This is a genomic window from Sphaerisporangium album (genome assembly GCF_003323745.1).
Taxonomy (GTDB): Bacteria; Actinomycetota; Actinomycetes; order Streptosporangiales; family Streptosporangiaceae; genus Sphaerisporangium; species Sphaerisporangium album.
Genome location: NZ_QOIL01000016.1, coordinates 132,792 through 150,287, shown reverse-complemented (window position 1 = coordinate 150,287; position 17,496 = coordinate 132,792). Strand labels below are relative to the sequence as shown.

The 17,496-nt window shown below is 71.0% G+C and carries 14 protein-coding genes; 3 read left to right on the top strand and 11 right to left on the bottom strand.

Annotation, left to right across the window (positions count from 1 at the left end; translation table 11 throughout):
* Positions 1-83: 83 nt before the first annotated feature.
* The 8 genes from DQ384_RS26790 to DQ384_RS26755 form a co-directional block, all read right to left on the bottom strand.
* Positions 84-641 (bottom strand): NifU family protein, encoded by a 558-nt coding sequence (locus tag DQ384_RS26790; RefSeq protein WP_220183141.1) that lies wholly within the window; start codon positions 639-641, stop codon positions 84-86.
* 64 nt (positions 642-705) lie between these two features.
* The gene (locus tag DQ384_RS26785) at positions 706-2,490 is read right to left on the bottom strand and encodes a nickel-dependent hydrogenase large subunit (RefSeq protein ID WP_114031661.1); all 1,785 of its coding nucleotides are present in this window, start codon (positions 2,488-2,490) and stop codon (positions 706-708) included.
* 1 nt (position 2,491) lies between these two features.
* Entirely contained in the window at positions 2,492-3,568 is a 1,077-nt protein-coding gene (locus tag DQ384_RS26780; RefSeq protein WP_114031660.1) for an NADH-quinone oxidoreductase subunit B family protein, read from the bottom strand.
* A gap of 95 nt (positions 3,569-3,663) precedes the next feature.
* Positions 3,664-4,422: a D-sedoheptulose-7-phosphate isomerase gene (locus DQ384_RS26775; RefSeq protein ID WP_114031659.1), complete on the bottom strand. Its 759-nt coding sequence runs from the start codon at positions 4,420-4,422 to the stop codon at positions 3,664-3,666.
* Positions 4,415-4,705 (bottom strand): HypC/HybG/HupF family hydrogenase formation chaperone, encoded by a 291-nt coding sequence (locus DQ384_RS26770; RefSeq protein WP_114031658.1) that lies wholly within the window; start codon positions 4,703-4,705, stop codon positions 4,415-4,417. Before DQ384_RS26770 ends, DQ384_RS26775 begins: the two co-directional genes overlap by 8 nt.
* A complete protein-coding gene (locus DQ384_RS26765; RefSeq protein WP_114031657.1) occupies positions 4,702-5,370 on the bottom strand; it encodes a D-sedoheptulose-7-phosphate isomerase in 669 nt (222 codons plus the stop codon). The genes DQ384_RS26770 and DQ384_RS26765 overlap by 4 nt, the downstream gene beginning before the upstream one ends.
* Before the next feature lie 180 nt (positions 5,371-5,550).
* Entirely contained in the window at positions 5,551-6,231 is a 681-nt protein-coding gene (locus DQ384_RS26760) for a dienelactone hydrolase family protein (RefSeq protein WP_114031656.1), read from the bottom strand.
* A gap of 13 nt (positions 6,232-6,244) precedes the next feature.
* The gene (locus tag DQ384_RS26755) at positions 6,245-8,257 is read right to left on the bottom strand and encodes an erythromycin esterase family protein (protein ID WP_114031655.1); all 2,013 of its coding nucleotides are present in this window, start codon (positions 8,255-8,257) and stop codon (positions 6,245-6,247) included.
* Between the two features lie 668 nt (positions 8,258-8,925).
* On the opposite strand from DQ384_RS26755, the gene DQ384_RS26750 reads away from it, so the two are divergent.
* The 3 genes from DQ384_RS26750 to DQ384_RS26740 all read left to right on the top strand — a co-directional run bounded on the left by DQ384_RS26750 (position 8,926) and on the right by DQ384_RS26740 (position 13,130).
* Entirely contained in the window at positions 8,926-10,341 is a 1,416-nt protein-coding gene (locus tag DQ384_RS26750; protein WP_245966793.1) for a family 2B encapsulin nanocompartment shell protein, read from the top strand.
* A 132-nt stretch (positions 10,342-10,473) separates the two neighbouring features.
* Complete coding sequence (locus DQ384_RS26745; RefSeq protein WP_245966792.1) at positions 10,474-11,886, top strand: family 2B encapsulin nanocompartment shell protein; 1,413 nt, start codon at positions 10,474-10,476, stop codon at positions 11,884-11,886.
* Positions 11,887-12,095: 209 nt separating this feature from the next.
* Positions 12,096-13,130, top strand: a complete 1,035-nt coding sequence (locus DQ384_RS26740; RefSeq protein ID WP_114031652.1) for a family 2 encapsulin nanocompartment cargo protein polyprenyl transferase — start codon at positions 12,096-12,098, stop codon at positions 13,128-13,130.
* Between the two features lie 37 nt (positions 13,131-13,167).
* On the opposite strand, the gene DQ384_RS26735 is transcribed toward DQ384_RS26740, so the two are convergent.
* The 3 genes from DQ384_RS26735 to DQ384_RS43995 form a co-directional block, all read right to left on the bottom strand.
* The gene (locus DQ384_RS26735) at positions 13,168-13,653 is read right to left on the bottom strand and encodes a MarR family winged helix-turn-helix transcriptional regulator (protein WP_245966791.1); all 486 of its coding nucleotides are present in this window, start codon (positions 13,651-13,653) and stop codon (positions 13,168-13,170) included.
* A gap of 116 nt (positions 13,654-13,769) precedes the next feature.
* A complete protein-coding gene (locus DQ384_RS26730) occupies positions 13,770-15,212 on the bottom strand; it encodes an MFS transporter (protein WP_281274111.1) in 1,443 nt (480 codons plus the stop codon).
* 460 nt (positions 15,213-15,672) lie between these two features.
* On the bottom strand, positions 15,673-17,298 hold the full coding sequence (locus tag DQ384_RS43995) for a glycoside hydrolase family 6 protein (protein ID WP_425451518.1): 1,626 nt from the start codon (positions 17,296-17,298) through the stop codon (positions 15,673-15,675).
* Positions 17,299-17,496 lie beyond the last annotated feature (198 nt).

The window sequence follows — 17,496 nt, the reverse complement described above, 5'->3', positions numbered from 1 at the left end:
CACACCAGGTCCTCCCGGCACGCCCGGTCGTCCCTGCGGCCCCTGCTGTACGGCGCCCCCCGGCGCCGCCTCCCGGTCGGGCGTCATGGCGTGGCCTCCTCGGGCACCGGGCACGGGCCTGGCGGCCTGCGCTCTATCTGCAGCAGCGGCGACGGCGCGTCCGCCACCCCGTCGACCTCCACCCGGTACACCTCGGGCGCGGCCCCGAGCACCGCGCGCTCGATGGCGTCGTTCACGGTGACCCGCGACGACGCGCACCCGTGGCAGGTCCCGGACAGTCGCAGCCGCACCACCCCGTCGTCCACGCCGAGCAGCTCGACCCCGCCCTCGTGCAGCCCCAGGTAGGGGCGGACGCCGTCGAGCGCGGCGCGGACGCGCTCCTCGGTGCCCAGCGGGTGCAGGTCGTGCAGGACGAGCAGGCCGGACACGACGTCGTCCGCGGTGAGCCCGCGCAGCACCTCGGCCGCGTCGCAGCCCACGACGACGCCCATCACCCGTTCCAGGCCGGCGCCGTACAGGCCGACGAGCAGGCGCACCAGCTCCTCGGCCCTGCCCCGGGCGGCGGGGTCGGCGAGTGCGCCGAGCTCGTCGATCAGCGCCTCGGCCCGCTCCCCCGCCCGGCGCACGTCGAGCGCGGCCACGCCGCCGGCCTGGGGCGCCGGCGACGTGCCCTGACTGTCCGGGCGCGCCGCGGCGCCCGGCGGGTCAGCCGCCACCGAACGCGTGGGGGCTGTGCAGCTTGCGCAGTTCCTTGCCCCCGCCGAGGTACATGTGCACCCCGCACGGAAGGCAGGGGTCGAAGCTGCGGACCGTGCGCATGATGTCGATGCCCTTGAAGGTGTCCGGCGGGTTCTCCTCGAAGATCGGCGTGTTCTGCACGGCGTCCTCGTACGGACCCGGCGTGCCGTAGCTGTCGCGGACGCTGGCGTTCCAGGGCGTCGGCGGGTACGGGTGGTAGTTGGCGATCCTGCCGTTCCTGATCACCATGTGGTGGGACAGGACGCCGCGCACCGCCTCGGTGAACCCGACGGCGATCGCCTCCTCGGGAACCTCGAACGGCTCCCAGGTCTGGGTGTGCCCCCGCCGGACCTCGTCCAGCCCCTGCTCGGCGAAGTACACCGCGCACGCGGCGGCGTAGGCCTGGAAGTAGGACCTGGCCCGGTTGCGCTCCAGCGCGTTGGACAGCGGCTCGCCGTTCCACTGCGGGATCTTCCACTCCAGGGTCTTCTCCGGGAGCGTCGCCGTCTTCGGCAGGGTGATCTGGACGCTGTGGCCGGTCGCCTTGACGTAGCCGATGTCGACCTTGCCGTTCAGCGCGGTGGACCACAGCCGCGCGAGCGGCCCGCCGCCGGTGTCCAGCGCCAGCAGGTCCTTGCCGTCGAACCATCGGGGCGACATGACCCAGCTGTACTTGTCCTTGAAGTCGCGCTTCTGCGGGCGCGGGATGGTGTGCTGGTTCCACGGGTGCCGCATGTCGATCGGGTTGCCGAGCGGGTCGTGGGTGACGAACGGCTCCTGGTCCTGCCAGTCGTCGTAGTACGAGCTGCCGAGCAGGATGCGCATGCCGAGGTTGATGTCGACCAGGTCGTTGGTGACGAGCTTGCCGTCGACGATGATGCCGGGGGTGACGAACATCTTGTGGCCCCAGGCGTTCATGTTCTCGTAGGTGAAGTCGCAGTACGCGGGGTCGTTGAGCGAGCCCCAGCACCCGAGCAGCACCCGCCGCCGCCCGACCTGCTCGTACCCGGGCAGCGCCTCGTAGAAGAAGTCGAACAGGTCGTCGTGCATCGGCACGACCTTCTTCATGAACTCGACGTAGCGCATGAGCCGGGTGAGGTAGTCGGTGAAGAGCTGCACCGTCGCCACCGTGCCGACCCCGCCGGGGTACAGCGTGGACGGGTGGACGTGGCGGCCCTCCATCAGGCAGAACATCTCGCGCGTGAGGCGGCTCATCACCAGCGCCTCGCGGTAGAACTCGCCCTCCAGCGGGTTCAGCGAGCGCATGATGTCGGCGATCGTGCGGAAGCCGTGCTCGCCGGCGTGCGGGCACTCGGTGCGCTCGGCGAGCTCCATGACGCCCGGGTTGGTCTCGCGGACCATCTTCTCGCAGTAGTCGACCCCCACCAGGTTCTCCTGGTAGATGTTGTGGTCGAACATGTACTCGGCCGACTCGCCCAGGTTGATGATCCACTCGGCGAGCGCGGGCGGGCGCACCCCGTAGGCCATGTTCTGCGTGTACACCGAGCAGGTCGCGTGGTTGTCTCCGCAGATGCCACAGATGCGGCTGGTGATGAAGTGCGCGTCGCGCGGGTCCTTGCCCTTCATGAAGATGCTGTAGCCGCGGAAGATCGACGAGGTGCTGTAGCACTCCGCGACCTCCTTCTTGGCGAAGTCGATCTTGGCGTAGATGCCCAGGCTGCCGACGATCCGCGTGATCGGGTCCCAGGCCATCTCGACCAGGTCGCGGTTCTGCTCCTGTGACGTCGTCATGTCAGCTCCACGGGGCCTTGTAGCCGGTCAGCAGCGCGCGGCCCTTGGCCCGCCACTTCGGCTCCTTGTCGACTGTCCTGAACGTGATGTCGCGCAGCCTGCGGACGACGCCGCCGTACATGGTGCTGACCGTCGAGGACACGCGGGCCCCCGGAGGCTCGTCCATGAACGGCATGAACTTGTCCGGGAAGCCGGGCATCGTGCAGGCGATGCAGATGCCGCCCACGTTCGGGCAGCCGCCGATGCCGCTCATCCACCCGCGCTTGGGGACGTTGCACTTGACGACCGGCCCCCAGCAGCCGATCTTGACCAGGCACTGCGGCGAGCCGTACTCGGTGGCGAACTGGCCCTGCTCGTAGTAGCCGGCCCGGTCGCAGCCCTCGTGCACGGTCTGGCCGAACAGCCACGTCGGGCGCAGCGCCTCGTCCAGGGGGATCATCGGGGCCTGCCCGTTGAGCTGGTAGAGCAGGTACAGCATGGTCTCGGACATGTTGTCCGGCTGGATCGGGCAGCCCGGCACGTTGACGATCGGCACGCCGGCCTTCGACCGCCACTCCCAGCCGAGGTAGTCGGCCAGGCCCATCGAGCCGGTCGGGTTGCCCGCCATGGCGTGGATGCCGCCGTACGTCGCGCACGTGCCCGCCGCGATGATCGCGGTGGCCTGTGGCGCGAGGCGGTCGAGCCACTCGGGCAGGGTCATCGGCTGGCCGGTGTCGGGGTTGTTGCCGAACCCCGACCAGTAGCCCTCCTGCTTGATCGACTCGTTCGGGATCGACCCCTCGACGACCAGGACGAACGGCTCCAGGCCGCCCTCGGCCGCCAGGAAGTACCACTCGATCATGGCGTCGGAGCCCTGCATCGGCCCGCTGTGGAAGTCCAGCAGCGGCCAGTGGACGTCGACCTTCGGCAGCCCGGGAAGGACGCCGAGGAGGATGTCCTCGATGCTCGGCTGCATCGCCGCGGTGAGCGCGACGGAGTCGCCGTCGCAGCTCATGCCCGCGTTCAGCCAGAGAATGTGGACGACGGGCTCGTCCTGCTCGCGCGCCGCGTCACCCGATGCCTTTGCCGTCGTGGCCATATCGCCTCCCCGTTCTCCCCGATCTCGCCGATCTCCCGGCCCTCGGCCGGACTCCGATGAGGCCGAGGCCTCACCGCTGGCGCCCCGACGGGCGATCACCCGCCCGGCGGCGGCCCCGCGCCGTCGCCGGGCTCCAGCAGCCGCTGGGTGATCTCCCAGAGCACGTGGTAGACCGTCGTCTGCGCCTCCTGGATGCGGTGCACCGACGACGACGGGATGACGAACAGGTGGTCCAGCACGTCGAGCTCCGCCAGCTCGGCGAGCCGCCCGCCCTGGTAACCGGCGAGCCCGGCCGTCAGCATGCCGACGCGGCTCGCCTCCTGGAACGCCTGCACGAGGTTGAGGGAGCCGCCGCTGGTGGACAGGCCGACGGCCATGTCCCCGGGCCGGCCGTACGCGGCGATCTGCCGGGCGAAGACGACGTCGAATCCGACGTCGTTGGACAGCGCGGTCACCACGGCGACGTCGGCGGTCAGCGACAGCGCGGGGAGCGGGCGGCCGTACGGCGGGTTGAGGTAGCAGGTCGCCATCTCCTGCGCGTCGGTGCTGCTACCGCCGTTGCCGAACGCGAAGAGCCTGCCTCCGGCGGCGAACCTCGCCGCCATCTCCTCGGCGCACACGGCCAGCCGGTCGGCGTACATCTCCCCCACCTGGTGGCGCAGCCGCACGATCTCGTCCGCCTTCACCTCGGTGGACCAGATCGCGTGCTCGGCCGCGCGACGCATCTGGTCGGTGCCGGCGCCGGCGCGCGCCCGCTCGCCGTCCGCCGGGGGCGCGCCGGTGCGCGCGTCCGTGCCGCCGTACAGGAACGGGTAGAGGCGCCGCACCGCCTCGGTGCGCGCCTCCTCAGCCATGGCCCTGTCCGTCGTCGTGTCCGTGGTCGTGTCCGTCGCCGCCAGCCTTGGCGATCACGGCGATGGCCTCCTTGGCGTGCACGAGGATCGTGTCGCCGGGCTCGGCGTCGACCAGCGCGACGCTCACCTGCTCCTCGGCCTCCTCGGCGCTCCCGGAGCACTCGGCGCGCTCGACCTGGACGATCGCGAGGCCCGAGCCGGTCAGCCGGAGCACACGGGCGGGCAGCGCCTCGTCCGAGCAGGTCGGGCAGGCGTCCGCGCGCGGGTCCACGCGGCCGGTCATCTCACCGCCTCCGCGCCACCGCGCGCGGCGGTCTCGGGCTCGACGGCCGGGGTCCTGGCGGGCCCGGGCGGGACGGTCTGGGCGAAGAAGACATGAACCAGCTCCCACAGGACGTGGTAGGTGGTGACGTGGATTTCCTTCACCACCGCCGGGTCGCAGGACCTGGCGATCAGCGCCTGGCCGACGGCCGGGCTCCGCGCCAACGCGCCGCCGTCGCCGCCCACGAGGGCCATCGTGTACAGACCCAGCTCGCGGGCCGTCTCCAGCCCGCGCAGGACGTTGGCACACCGGCCGTCGGGCGAGATCCCGAGCGCGATGTCCGCCGGGTCCGCCCAGTGCCGTATCTGGTGGGCGAAGACCTCGGAGAACCCGTCGCGGGCGCCCACGCCCGTGACCGTGGCGGCGTCGTTGCCCAGGGCCATCGCCGGCAGCGCCCGCTTGCCCACGACGACCGGATGCATGAACTCCACCGCGACGTGCGAGGCGTCCGTGCCCGCGCCTCCGTTGCCGAAGACGATCAGCTTGCCGCCCTGGTGGAACCTCGCCGCCATGTCACGACATGCTCGCGCGATGCGCTCCGCGTCCTCCGCCAGGCGGCGGCCCGCGGCGTCCCGCCGGGCGAATGCCTCGCCGACGGCCAGGCGCGTGCTCGATGTCACAGGCATGTGTACGCTCCGTTATGTACCGTAGTCGCCAGGCTACGGTGCGTACGCACGGGACCGACACCCTAAGCCGGACAACATGGAGTAAAGGGTTGATCGCGGCACCTGGGCGGTCTCACCCCGGTACGCCCTGCGTCGTCCGATCAACGATCTTCCTCGCGCGCGGCGGCGGGCGGGGGGCGGCTAGGCCGAGGGGTGCACCTGGCGGTGCGGCACGCTCCTCAGGTGGCGGCGGAACCAGTCGCGGGCCAGGTGCGCCACCTGGTCCAGGGCTCCGGGCTCCTCGAACAGGTGCGTGGCGCCGGCGACCACGGCGAAGGCGGTCTCGCCCGCCAGCAGCTCCATGGCCTCGCGGTTCAGCTCGATGACCACCGGGTCGAGCTCGCCGACGATCAGCAGGGTCGGCTGGCGCACCAGGCGCAGGTGGTCGCCGGCCAGGTCCGGACGGCCGCCGCGCGACACGACGGCCTGGACCGAGACGGGCCGCTCCGCCGCGGCGACCAGCGCCGCCGCCGCGCCGGTGCTGGCCCCGAAGAGCCCGACGCCCAGCTCGGCCAGCGGCCCATGCCGCCCCGCCCAGTCGACCAGCGCGACCAGCCGCTCCGCCAGCAGGCCGATGTCGAACCGGAGCGCCGCCGTCAGGGCGTCGACCCGCTCCTCCTCGGGGGTCAGCAGGTCCACCAGGACGGTCGCCAGCTCCGCGTCATGGAGCGCGGCCGCCACGTGGCGGTTGCGGGGGCTGTGCCGGCCGCTGCCGCTGCCGTGCGCGAACAGCACCACCCCGTGGGCGGGCCGCGGCACGACGACGTCCGCGTCGAGCGATACCCCGGCCGCGGGAATCGAGACGGTTTCTGTAACTGCCATCGCGTCCTCCTCCTCAGACGCCGGCGGGATAGGTCTCGGGAAGCTCCCCCTGGACCCAGCGGTCCGTGTCGTCCAGGGGCTCCACGGCCCGGGTCTCGTCCACGTGGACGACGGCGTCGAACTGGCCGGCCGGCCGGGCGCGGAAGTAGTGGCTCCTGCGCTCCGTGCGCGGGCGGTAGACGGCGCCCACCATGCGCTCCAGCCGCGCGGAGCCCAGCACGTCACGCGTGCGCGGCGCCGTCCTGAACGACGTGAGGAACTCCTTCTCGCCGACCTCGTGGAAGAGTTCCTCCACGCTGTCGGACAGGGCCGGTCTCAGCCACTTGCGCTCGGCCGGGCCCTCCCAGTGGTCGGCCGCGGTGACCGTGCCCGTGTAGGTGGTGAGGCCGACGATGCGGCAGTCGTCCCCGTGCCGCTCCCGGACGAGCCCGCCGAGGTTGATCTCACCGCGGCAGGCCGCCTCGGTGGCGCGGGCGTCGCCGACGTGCGCGTTGTGCGCCCACACCACGATCTTCGCCGGGCGTCCCCGGTGGCGGCTCAGATGCTCCAGGAGGGCGTCCAGCGTGTCCGCCATGTGCCGGTCGCGCGCGTTCCAGGACGCGATCCGGCCGGCGAACATCGAACGGTAGTGCTCGTCGGCCGACTTCGCCGCCCGCGCGTTCAGCTCGGCGAAGAACAGCTCGTCCTCGTGGAGCAGCCCCTGGCGCCGCATCGACCCCAGCGCCTCGCGCCGCCGGTGGACCAGGCGTTGGACCACCTCGTCCTCGCAGGCCTCCCCGGCCCCGCAGGCCGCAGTGAAGCCGTACGCCTGGGCCTCGCCGCTGCCGAGGTGGTCGAAGCAGGCGTAACGCTCGCGCGCGCACGCGGCGGCGGCCGGGTCCACGGCCTCCAGATGGGAGACGACGTCCCGCATCGCCTGGTGCGTCCCGAACAGGTCCAGCCCGTAGAAGCCCGCCTTGTCCGGGTGCTCCCCGAGAACGCGGTGGTTGTGCTCGCGCAGCCAGGCGACGAAGCCGAGCACCACGGTGTTGCGCCACATCCACACCGGGAATCGGCGGAAGTCGCGCAGCGCCTCCTCGGCCGTGGTGTCGTGGCCGCACCCCCGGACGTACCGGTTGACCCGGTAGGCGTCGGGCCAGTCCGCCTGCACCGCGACGCCGCGGAAGCCCTTCTCCTCGATCAGCCACCGGGTCATGGCGGCGCGGGCCGCGTAGAACTCGTGCGTGCCGTGGGAGGCGCCACCGAGGAGCACCAGGCGCGCGTCCCCGACCAGGTCGGCGAGCACGTTCGGGTGCGGGACGCCGCCCTCGGTCGGCAACGCCTCCGCGCGGACGGCCGTGACGTCCCCGGAGCCCGGTGACCACGCCCTGGCGGGCAGCGACGCCGCCGACGCGCGCAGCAGGTCCCGGACGTCCTCCACGGTGATCTCGGCGAAGTCCCAGTACGACTGGTCGACGGCGGAGTACGGCGAGGGCGTGGTCGCGTAGACCACCTCGTCGGCCTGCGCGGCCAAGTCCTCGCAGGTGGCCTGGGCGACGGCCGGGAGGGCCACCACGACGCGCGCCGGACCCGACCGGCGCAGCGCCTTGACGGCCGCGCGCAGCCCGGCCCCGGTGCTCAGGCCGTCGTCCACCAGGATCACCACCTGGCCCTCGATCGGGCGCGGCGGGCGGTCCTGCCGGAAGTGCCGCTCCCACCGGGGGATCTCGCGGCCCTCCCAGTCGGCGACGTGCTCCACCACCTCGGCGGGGATGGCGAGGCCACGGATGACGTCGTCGTTGAGCGCGATCACCCCGTCGCCGGCGACCGCGCCCATCGCCAGGTCCTCCTGGCCGGGCACGCCCAGCTTGCGGGCGAGGAAGACGTCGAGGGGCGCCCCCAGCGCCCTGGCCACCTCGAAACCCACGGGGACGCCGCCGCGCGGGAGGGCGAGGACGAGAACGCCGGGCTCGCCCCGGTAGTGGTCGAGCAGCCCCGCCAGCGCGCGACCGGCGTCTCTGCGGTCGCGGAACAGGTGGTCGGACATGGCTGGCCCCTAACGTGCTCGGAGGCGGACCACCCTGCGCACGGCGACACCGCCGGCGACTTCTGCGTCGAGGTCGCCACCGGGCGGACCTGGGCCGTCACAACGAGCCTACGCTTCCCGCCCTCCGGTCTCCTCGCCCGCCGGACGCCGGGGCCGCCATGGTTACGGACATCCGACCGTGCGGCATAAGCGGCATTTGACCAAGCTATTCGGAAACAGCCTCTCTGTTCCGAAATATCTGGCGTCGGCCTTCTTTTCGGTAGATTCGCACTATCGGAAACCGCCGAGTCAACCGATGTGGACCCGGAATTGACACGCGAAAGATCGGCACCGCATAATTGCAGCGGCCCGGCGACCATGAAGAACACGCACACGACAGAGCGTCCGCACGTCAACCCCCCACGGCAAACCGACGGCTCCTCTATCGCGGCGAACGGCCCGCGTAGCGTTCGACCATTCATGTACGACATTCTTTCGGCCATTCCGGCGAGCGGTTAACGGCGACGCGGATTCGCACCCCGTCGATCACTTGACGCCGCGCCGGAATTCGATTCACGCGTCCTCACGCCGGCGGCACGATCTCACTGCGCACGGCCTCTCCGGCCGGACTAATCCAAGCGATCCCTTGTTCCCCCCGTTCAATGCTCTACGGATTGGTGGTGTGGGTTGTGACCGAGACAACCGATACAAGGCCGGGCGGCGACCAAGCCCAGGCACAACAAGCCCTGGCCACCGCGGCCGCGCGCAACCTGGCCACGACGACCAAGTCGCAGCCACAGATGCAGAACATCTCCTCCCGATGGCTGCTGCGCATGCTCCCCTGGATCCACACCAGCGGCGGCACCTACCGCGTCAACCGCCGCCTGTCCTACGCCATCGGCGACGGACGCCTCAGCTTCACCAGCCAAGGCACCGACATCCGCGTCATCCCCCCCGAACTACGCGAACTCCCCCTGCTCCGCCACTTCGACGACGACTCCACCCTCGAAGCCCTCGCCAACCGCTTCACCCAGACCCACCACGACACCGGCGACATCATCACCCAAACCGGCCAGCCCGCCGACCGCCTCATCCTCATCGCCCACGGCAAGGTCAACAAAATCGGCACCGGCCCCTACGGCGACAACACCATCCTGACCGTCCTCGCCGACGGCGACTACTACGGCGACCACACCCTCACCACCACCACACCCACCCCCACCTGGGACCACACCATCCAGGCCGTCACCCCCACCACCACCCTCACCCTCACCCGCCAAGCCTTCAACGAACTCCTCGCCCAATCCCAAACCCTCCGCACCCACCTCCAAACACAACAAGAAACCCCCAAACCCCCACAAAACAAACACGGCGAAGCCCTCATCGAAATCACCTCAGGCCACCACGGAGAACCCCACCTCCCCGGCACCTTCGTCGACTACGAAACCACCCCCCGCGAATACGAACTCTCCGTCGCCCAGACCATCCTCCGCATCCACACCCGCGTCGCCGACCTCTACAACCAGCCCATGAACCAAACCCACCAACAACTCCGCCTCACCATCGAAGCCCTCCGCGAACGCCAAGAACACGAACTCATCAACAACCCCGAATTCGGCCTCCTCAACAACGCCGACCTCAAACAACGCATCCACACCCGCACCGGACCACCCACCCCCGACGACCTCGACGACCTGCTCGCGCACGTGTGGAAGGAGCCGGCGTTCTTCCTCGCCCACCCGCTGACCATCGCGGCGTTCGGGCGCGAGGCCAGCCGCCGCGGCGTCTACCCGCAGAGCACCGACCTGCACGGCCACGCCATCCCGTCCTGGCGCGGCGTCCCGCTGCTGCCATGCAACAAGATCCCCATCACCGACAGCCGGACCAGCAAGATCCTGCTCATGCGCACCGGTGAGCACAACCAGGGCGTCATCGGCCTGCACCAGACCGAGATCCCCGACGAATACGAGCCCGGCCTGTCGGTCCGCTTCATGGGGATCAACGAGCAGGCGATCATCTCCTACCTCGTCTCCACCTACTACTCCGCCGCCGTCCTGGTCCCCGACGCGCTCGGCATCCTGGAGAACGTCGAAATCGGCCACTGAACCGGCCCCCGCGTTTCACCGCCCCGCGGACCCGCCACGGCCTCACGGCCCGGCGGGTCGCCGGGGTCTCGCTTTTCCTCCCGACAACGCGCCGGCCGGTGGTTCGCGGCGCCTCAGTGATTGGTGTGGGTTGTGACCGAGACAACCGATACAAGGCCGGGCGGCGACCAAGCCCAGGCACAACAAGCCCTGGCCACCGCGGCCGCGCGCAACCTGGCCACGACGACCAAGTCGCAGCCACAGATGCAGAACATCTCCTCCCGATGGCTGCTGCGCATGCTCCCCTGGATCCACACCAGCGGCGGCACCTACCGCGTCAACCGCCGCCTGTCCTACGCCATCGGCGACGGACGCCTCAGCTTCACCAGCCAAGGCACCGACATCCGCGTCATCCCCCCCGAACTACGCGAACTCCCCCTGCTCCGCCACTTCGACGACGACTCCACCCTCGAAGCCCTCGCCAACCGCTTCACCCAAACCCACCACGACACCGGCGACACCATCACCCAAACCGGCCAGCCCGCCGACCGCCTCATCCTCATCGCCCACGGCAAGGTCAACAAAATCGGCACCGGCCCCTACGGCGACAACACCATCCTGACCGTCCTCGCCGACGGCGACTACTACGGCGACCACACCCTCACCACCACCACACCCACCCCCACCTGGGACCACACCATCCAGGCCGTCACCCCCACCACCACCCTCACCCTCACCCGCCAAGCCTTCAACGAACTCCTCGCCCAATCCCAAACCCTCCGCACCCACCTCCAAACACAACAAGAAACCCCCAAACCCCCACAAAACAAACACGGCGAAGCCCTCATCGAAATCACCTCAGGCCACCACGGAGAACCCCACCTCCCCGGCACCTTCGTCGACTACGAAACCACCCCCCGCGAATACGAACTCTCCGTCGCCCAAACCATCCTCCGCATCCACACCCGCGTCGCCGACCTCTACAACCAGCCCATGAACCAAACCCACCAACAACTCCGCCTCACCATCGAAGCCCTCCGCGAACGCCAAGAACACGAACTCATCAACAACCCCGAATTCGGCCTCCTCAACAACGCCGACCTCAAACAACGCATCCACACCCGCACCGGACCACCCACCCCCGACGACCTCGACGACCTGCTGTGCAGGCGCAGGAGGTCACACCTGTTCCTGGCCCATCCGCTCACCATCGCGGCGTTCGGCCGCGAGTGCAGCCGCCGGGGCATCTACCCCCAGACGAGCGAGCTCCACGGCCAGACCGTCGCGTCCTGGCGCGGCGTCCCCCTGCTTCCCTGCGACAAGATCCCCATCAGCGACGCCGGCACGACCTCGGTGCTGGTCATGCGCACCGGGCAGGAGGACGAGGGCGTCATCGGCCTGCACTACACCGGTCTCCCCGACGAATACGAGCCCGGGCTCTCCGTTCGCTTCATGGGCGTCAACGAACAGGCGGTCATCTCCTACCTGGTCTCCACCTACTACTCCGCCGCCGTCCTGGTCCCCGACGCGCTCGGCATCCTGGAGAACGTCGAAATCGGCCACTGAATCGGCCACTGGGTCGGCCACCGGCCACGAGAAGCGGGGATCAACGCCGGGCCGTTTCCGCGCTCGCCTGCGCCGTTCGGTCAGGGCGCCAGGTTTACGTGCACATGGCAGAGATCGACCCCGGTAAATGTGATGAAGTCGATGAGAATCTTCCCCGGCGCGCCCTCCCCCCAGCGTGCCGGGTCCGGACTCGGACGGAAGGGGCGCGCATGGCCAGGGTGATGACCACGGGCCGGCAGGCGGACGAAGTGCTGGCCTGGAGCCGTGACCAGGTGGGTCCCGCTCTGCGGACCGCCGTCGAGACGTTGCCCCCGTCGATGCGGCGGATCGCGGGGTACCACTTCGGGTGGCTCGACCAGCACGGCCTTCCCGCCACCGGTGGCGGCGGGAAGGCCGTCCGCCCGGCGCTGACGCTGCTGGCCGCCGAGGCGGTCGGCGCCGCCCCCGGCACGGCGGTCCCCGCCGCGGTCGCCGTCGAGCTGGTGCACAACTTCTCGCTGCTGCACGACGACGTGATGGACGGCGACGTCACCCGGCGGCACCGCCCGACCGCGTGGAGCCTGTTCGGGGTGAGCGGGGCGATCCTCGCCGGCGACGCGCTGCTCACGCTGGCGTTCGAGGTCCTCGCCGACGGCGGGCATCCAGCCGCCGCCGAGGGCGCGCGCCTGCTGGGCGCCGCCGTCCTGGACCTGATCGAGGGCCAGAGCGCCGACACCTCCTTCGAGACGCGGGACGACGTCGGCCTCCAGGAGTGCCTGAGCATGGCCGAGGGCAAGACGGGTGCCCTGCTCGGCGCGTCCTGTTCCCTGGGCGCCCTGTTCGGCGGTGCCGCCGCCGAGCGCGTCGAGCACCTCCGGGCGTTCGGCGACCGCCTCGGCCTGGCGTTCCAGGTCGTGGACGACCTGCTCGGCATCTGGGGCGATCCCGCGGTGACCGGCAAGCCCATCCACTCCGACCTGCGCAACCGGAAGAAGTCCCTGCCCGTGGTCGCGGCACTCACGTCCGGATCACCGGCCGGCGACGAGCTGGCCTCGCTGTACGGGCGCGAGGAGGCGCCGTCGGGTCCCGATCTCGTGCGCGCGGCCGAGCTGGTCGAGCTCGCGGGCGGGCGCGCCTGGAGCCTGCGGCAGGCCGGCGAGTTGCTGCGCGAGGCGTTGGGCCACCTCGCCGCCGCGTCCCCGGCCGCGCGCACCGCCGCCGAGTTGCGCGCGCTGGCCCACCTGATCACCCACCGCGACCACTGACCTGCCGCGGCCACCGTCCCGGCTTGCCGGGCGGATCTCACCGACGGGCGAGGGCGGTGAGGATCCGGTGGAGCGCGGCCAGGTCGGCGGGGTCGAGGGTGCGGAGCGGAGGAGGCGGCTCGGTCAAGATCGACTCTGCCAGCGCCGCCGCCTTCGCACCCTCGGCCGTTACCGTCACGATCTTCTGCCGGCGGTCGTCCGGGTGCACGTCCCGCACGACCAGCCCGCGCCGTACGAGGTCGTCCACGACCACCGTCGTGTACGGGGCGTCCGTGACGAGCTCGGCGGCCAGACGCCGCATCGTCATCGGCTCGGTCATCGGCGCGGCGGCGAGGTGGCGCAGCGCCTTGGCCCTGATGAAGCTCATGTCGAGCGCGGCGCAGACCTCCTTGCGCCGGTCGTACAGGTCGAGCACCATCGTCCGCATCTCGGCCCAGACCCGCGCGGCCAGGTCCGCGGTGTCCGCCGGGGGTCGGCCCGCGTCGTCAGCCTCGGCCGAGGGCACCGCGTCCGCCGAGGGCACGGCCTTCCCAAAGGGCACCGCGTCGGACGGGTGCGCCGAGGCCCCGGCAGGTGCCGCCGGTGCAGGCGACGGTGCAGGCGGTGAAGGCGGTCCCGACGGTGCGGACGGATCGTGGCTCATCGGGGCACCGGCGTTCTGGTGTCGTCGGCGGTGAGGCGGGCGGCGGTGCGGGCGGCCGTGTCCCGCGCCCACCTGCCGGTGGTGAGCAGGCCGAGGACGAGCACGACGGCCCCGTACGCGGCGACGATCCACCACCCGGCCCGGCTGGCCCGAGGGAAATCGGCGCTGAGCGGCCCGGCCACGCCTGAGGCCAGCACCGACCCGGCGACGGCGACGCCGAGGGACTGCCCGACCTGACGCCCGGTGGAGGCGATGGCCGCGGCGACCCCCGCCTGCGTACGTGGCATACCGGAGACGGCGGTGTTGGTGATGGGCGCGTTCGCCATGCCGAATCCTAGGCCGAAGACGGCGTAGCCGGCCAGGAGCCACGGCAGGGACGTACTCGTGGTGAGCCGCGTCAGCATGAGCCCGCCCGCCGCGATGCCGAGCCCCGCCACGACCAGCGGCACCCGCGCCCCCCGGTCGGCCACGAGACGTCCCGACAGCGGCGCGAACGCCACGGTCATTGCGGCGATCGGCAGCGTGCACAGGCCGGCCGCGAGCGGCGACAGCCCGCGTACCTCCTGCAGGTACAACGTGTTGAGGAACAGGAACCCGCCGAACCCGGCGAACACGCACAGGGCGATGGCCGAGGCTCCCGAGAACGGCACGCTGCGGAAGAAGCGCAGGTCGATGAGGGGGTCGCGGCGACGGGACTCGTAGGCGAGCAGGCCGGCGAGCGCGGCCGCGGCGAGGACGAAGGCGCCGGCGATCAGCGGGGACCGAAGGCCGAGGCCGGGCGCCTCGATGATGCCGTAGGTCAGCGAGCCGAGCGTAACGATGACGAGCAGTTGCCCGACGGGGTCGACGCGGCGGGGGCGCGGAGCACGGGACTCGGGGACGAACAGGGCGGTGAGCACGAGCGCGGCCAGGGCCACGGGCACGTTGATCCAGAAGATGGCGCGCCAGTCGGCCGACCCCACGAGCGCCCCGCCCACCACCGGGCCGAGGGCCATGCTGATGCCGACCACGGCGCCCCAGACGCCGATCGCGCGGGCCCGCTCCCGCGGCTCGGTGAAGGTGTTGGTGATGATCGACATGGCGACGGGGTTGAGCATGGAGCCGCCGATCGCCTGGAGCACCCGGAAGGCCACCAGCCAGCCCGTGGACGGCGCGAGCCCGCACAGCAGCGAACCGGCCGCGAACACCACGAGACCGATCTGGAAGACGCGCCGGCGCCCGACGCGGTCGGCCGTCGAGCCGGACAGCAGCAGGAAGGAGGCGAGCGTGAGGACGTAGGCGTCGATGGTCCACTGCATGCCGGAGACCTCCGCGTGGAGGTCGCGCCCGATCGCCGGCAGGGCGACGTTGACGATGGTGTTGTCGAGCCCCACGATCAGCAGGCTCATACAGCAGATCGACAGGATCAGGAGGCGCCGGCGGCGGCTCGGTCCGGTCACGGGGCCCCCAGATGCTTGTAGACCTACAACGATTTCCACAGTACAACCAATGCCTCCAATAGGCCGATTTATGCCGATGAGCTGCGGATACATGCCGCACGTCAGGGAAGACCAGTGGCGTGGGGGCGTGCGATGGCCGGTCACCCGCGACGCGCCCCGTTCAGGGGTCGTTGGAGGGTGCCGTACAGCGCGTTCGGGCCGGGCTCCGCCGTCGCCGCGCTCAGGGGGACAGCGGCCGGCCATGGCATGCCGCGGCCGGAGTGGTCCGGCCGCGGCGCCCGTGCGCCTCGTGGCTGTCCCCCATCCATCTCGGGCATCCATGGCGCGGGCCGCGCCCACGGTCCCGCCTGGCCTGCGGGGCGCCCGGACACGCCGTGCCGGAGACGCGGCCATCAACGCAGCGTGCCCCGCCACGGCTGTGGCGGGGCACGCTGTTCAGGGCTGGTTCAGGGCTGAAGGATCAGTTGACGGGCGGGTAGGCGTTGGCCAGGAGCTGGCGGAACTGGGCCGAGAACCACTGGCCGGAGATCGGGGCGTTCGGCAGCGCGCCGGTCAGGTTGTTGCCGTTGCGGGCGTTGCCGGTGTAGGTCGGGTCGCACATCCGGTCGAAGCCCTTGCCCTCGTTGTTCGGGATCTCCGAGCTGGAGCCGTCCGACTCGCCCGGGGGCTTGATCCAGACGTAGGCGTCCAGACCGGTGGCCGGGTTGGCGCGGGGACGCTCGCCGAGGCCGGCGCCGCTCTGGTTGCACCAGTTGCCGGCGTGGATCCGGCGGTCGACGCGGGACTCGTTGACGAAGGTGTCGACGTTGGTGGAGGTGCTCGGGCCGCTCGGGCGCGCGGAGCCGCCCCAGCCGTTGCGCGAGGTGTCGATCAGCATGCCGATGTTGGACGCGAAGCCCTCACTGATGAGCCGCTGCCGGAACGCCTGGGCGTAGCTGAGCTCGTCGACGTAGAAGTTCCAGTCGACCCAGCGGGACTGGCGCACCGTCTGGCCGCCCACCGTGGTGTTGATGGTGAAGTACGGCTCGGTCAGCGAGGAGTAGTTGGCGGTGTTGGTGATGAAGCCGTCCACGCTGGCGAAGCCGGCGGTGGTGCCGCGGACCGTGCTGGCGAAGAGCTGCGCGGCCGGGCCGAAGTTGGTGTCCCAGCCGAGCCAGCCGTGGTGGGCGGCGTCGATGTAGGTGTAGACGTTCGGGATCGCGTGCAGCTTGTTCAGGGCGTACTGCACACCCTGGACGTAGGCGCCGCTCTGCTGCGCCTCCTGGCAGGCGGCGATGTTCGTGTTGGTGATGAGGTTCGGCAGCGAGTCGATCTCGATGATCGTCACGATGCGGAGCTGCGAGTACTTCGACTGGCCCATGATCGCGGCGATCGGGTCGATGTACTCGGTCTTGTAGCGGTTGAGGCCGTTCTCGGAGATCTTGAGCTCGCCGTTGGAGGCCAGCGCGGAGCAGTCGCGGTTCGGCAGGTTGTAGATGACGAACTGGATGGTCAGCGGCGTGCTGCCGTTGGCGGCGTCCTGCTGGAGGGCGGCGTCGAGGTGCGCGGCGAGGCCCTTGGCGCTGGAGGAGCCGGCGATGGCGGCGATGCGGTCCAGCCACACGCCGGTGGAGATGTTCGCCACGGCGGAGCCGCCCGGCTCGGCGGCGGCCTTGCTCGACCAGTCGGAGTTCACGTAGCCGGTGGCGCCGGCGTACGGGTTGTCCACGTGCGTGCCGGGGGTGCCGCCGTCGTCGTCGGCCTCGGTCGCGGTCACGGACACCGAGGTCAGCCCGGCGGACGCCACGGTGATCGTGCGCGAGCCGTTGGTGGTGTCGGCGTCCTGCGCGGCCGCCACGGTCACGTTCTGTGCGGTGTTCCAGTTGGCCGTCGTGAAGGTCAGGCTGGCCCCGGCGGAGATGGTGAGGTCGGCGTCACCGGTGCCGGCCGTCGAGGTGACGGTGACGTTCGCGGTGGGCTGCCGGGAGAGCTTCACGGAGTAGGTGGCGGTGGCGCCCTCGGGGACGGAGATGGCGGTGGGCGTCACGACGAGGGACTGGGTGCCGGTGCCGGAGTCGTCGTCGGCCTCGGTCGCGGTCACGGACACCGAGGTCAGCCCGGCGGACGCCACGGTGATCGTGCGCGAGCCGTTGGTGGTGTCGGCGTCCTGCGCGGCGGCCAGCGTGACGTTCTGCGCGGTGTTCCAGTTCGCCGAGGTGAAGGTCAGGCTGGACCCCCCGGAGACCGTGATGTCGGTGTCACCGGCGCCCGCCGTCGAGGTCACCGTGACGTTGGAGGTGGGCTG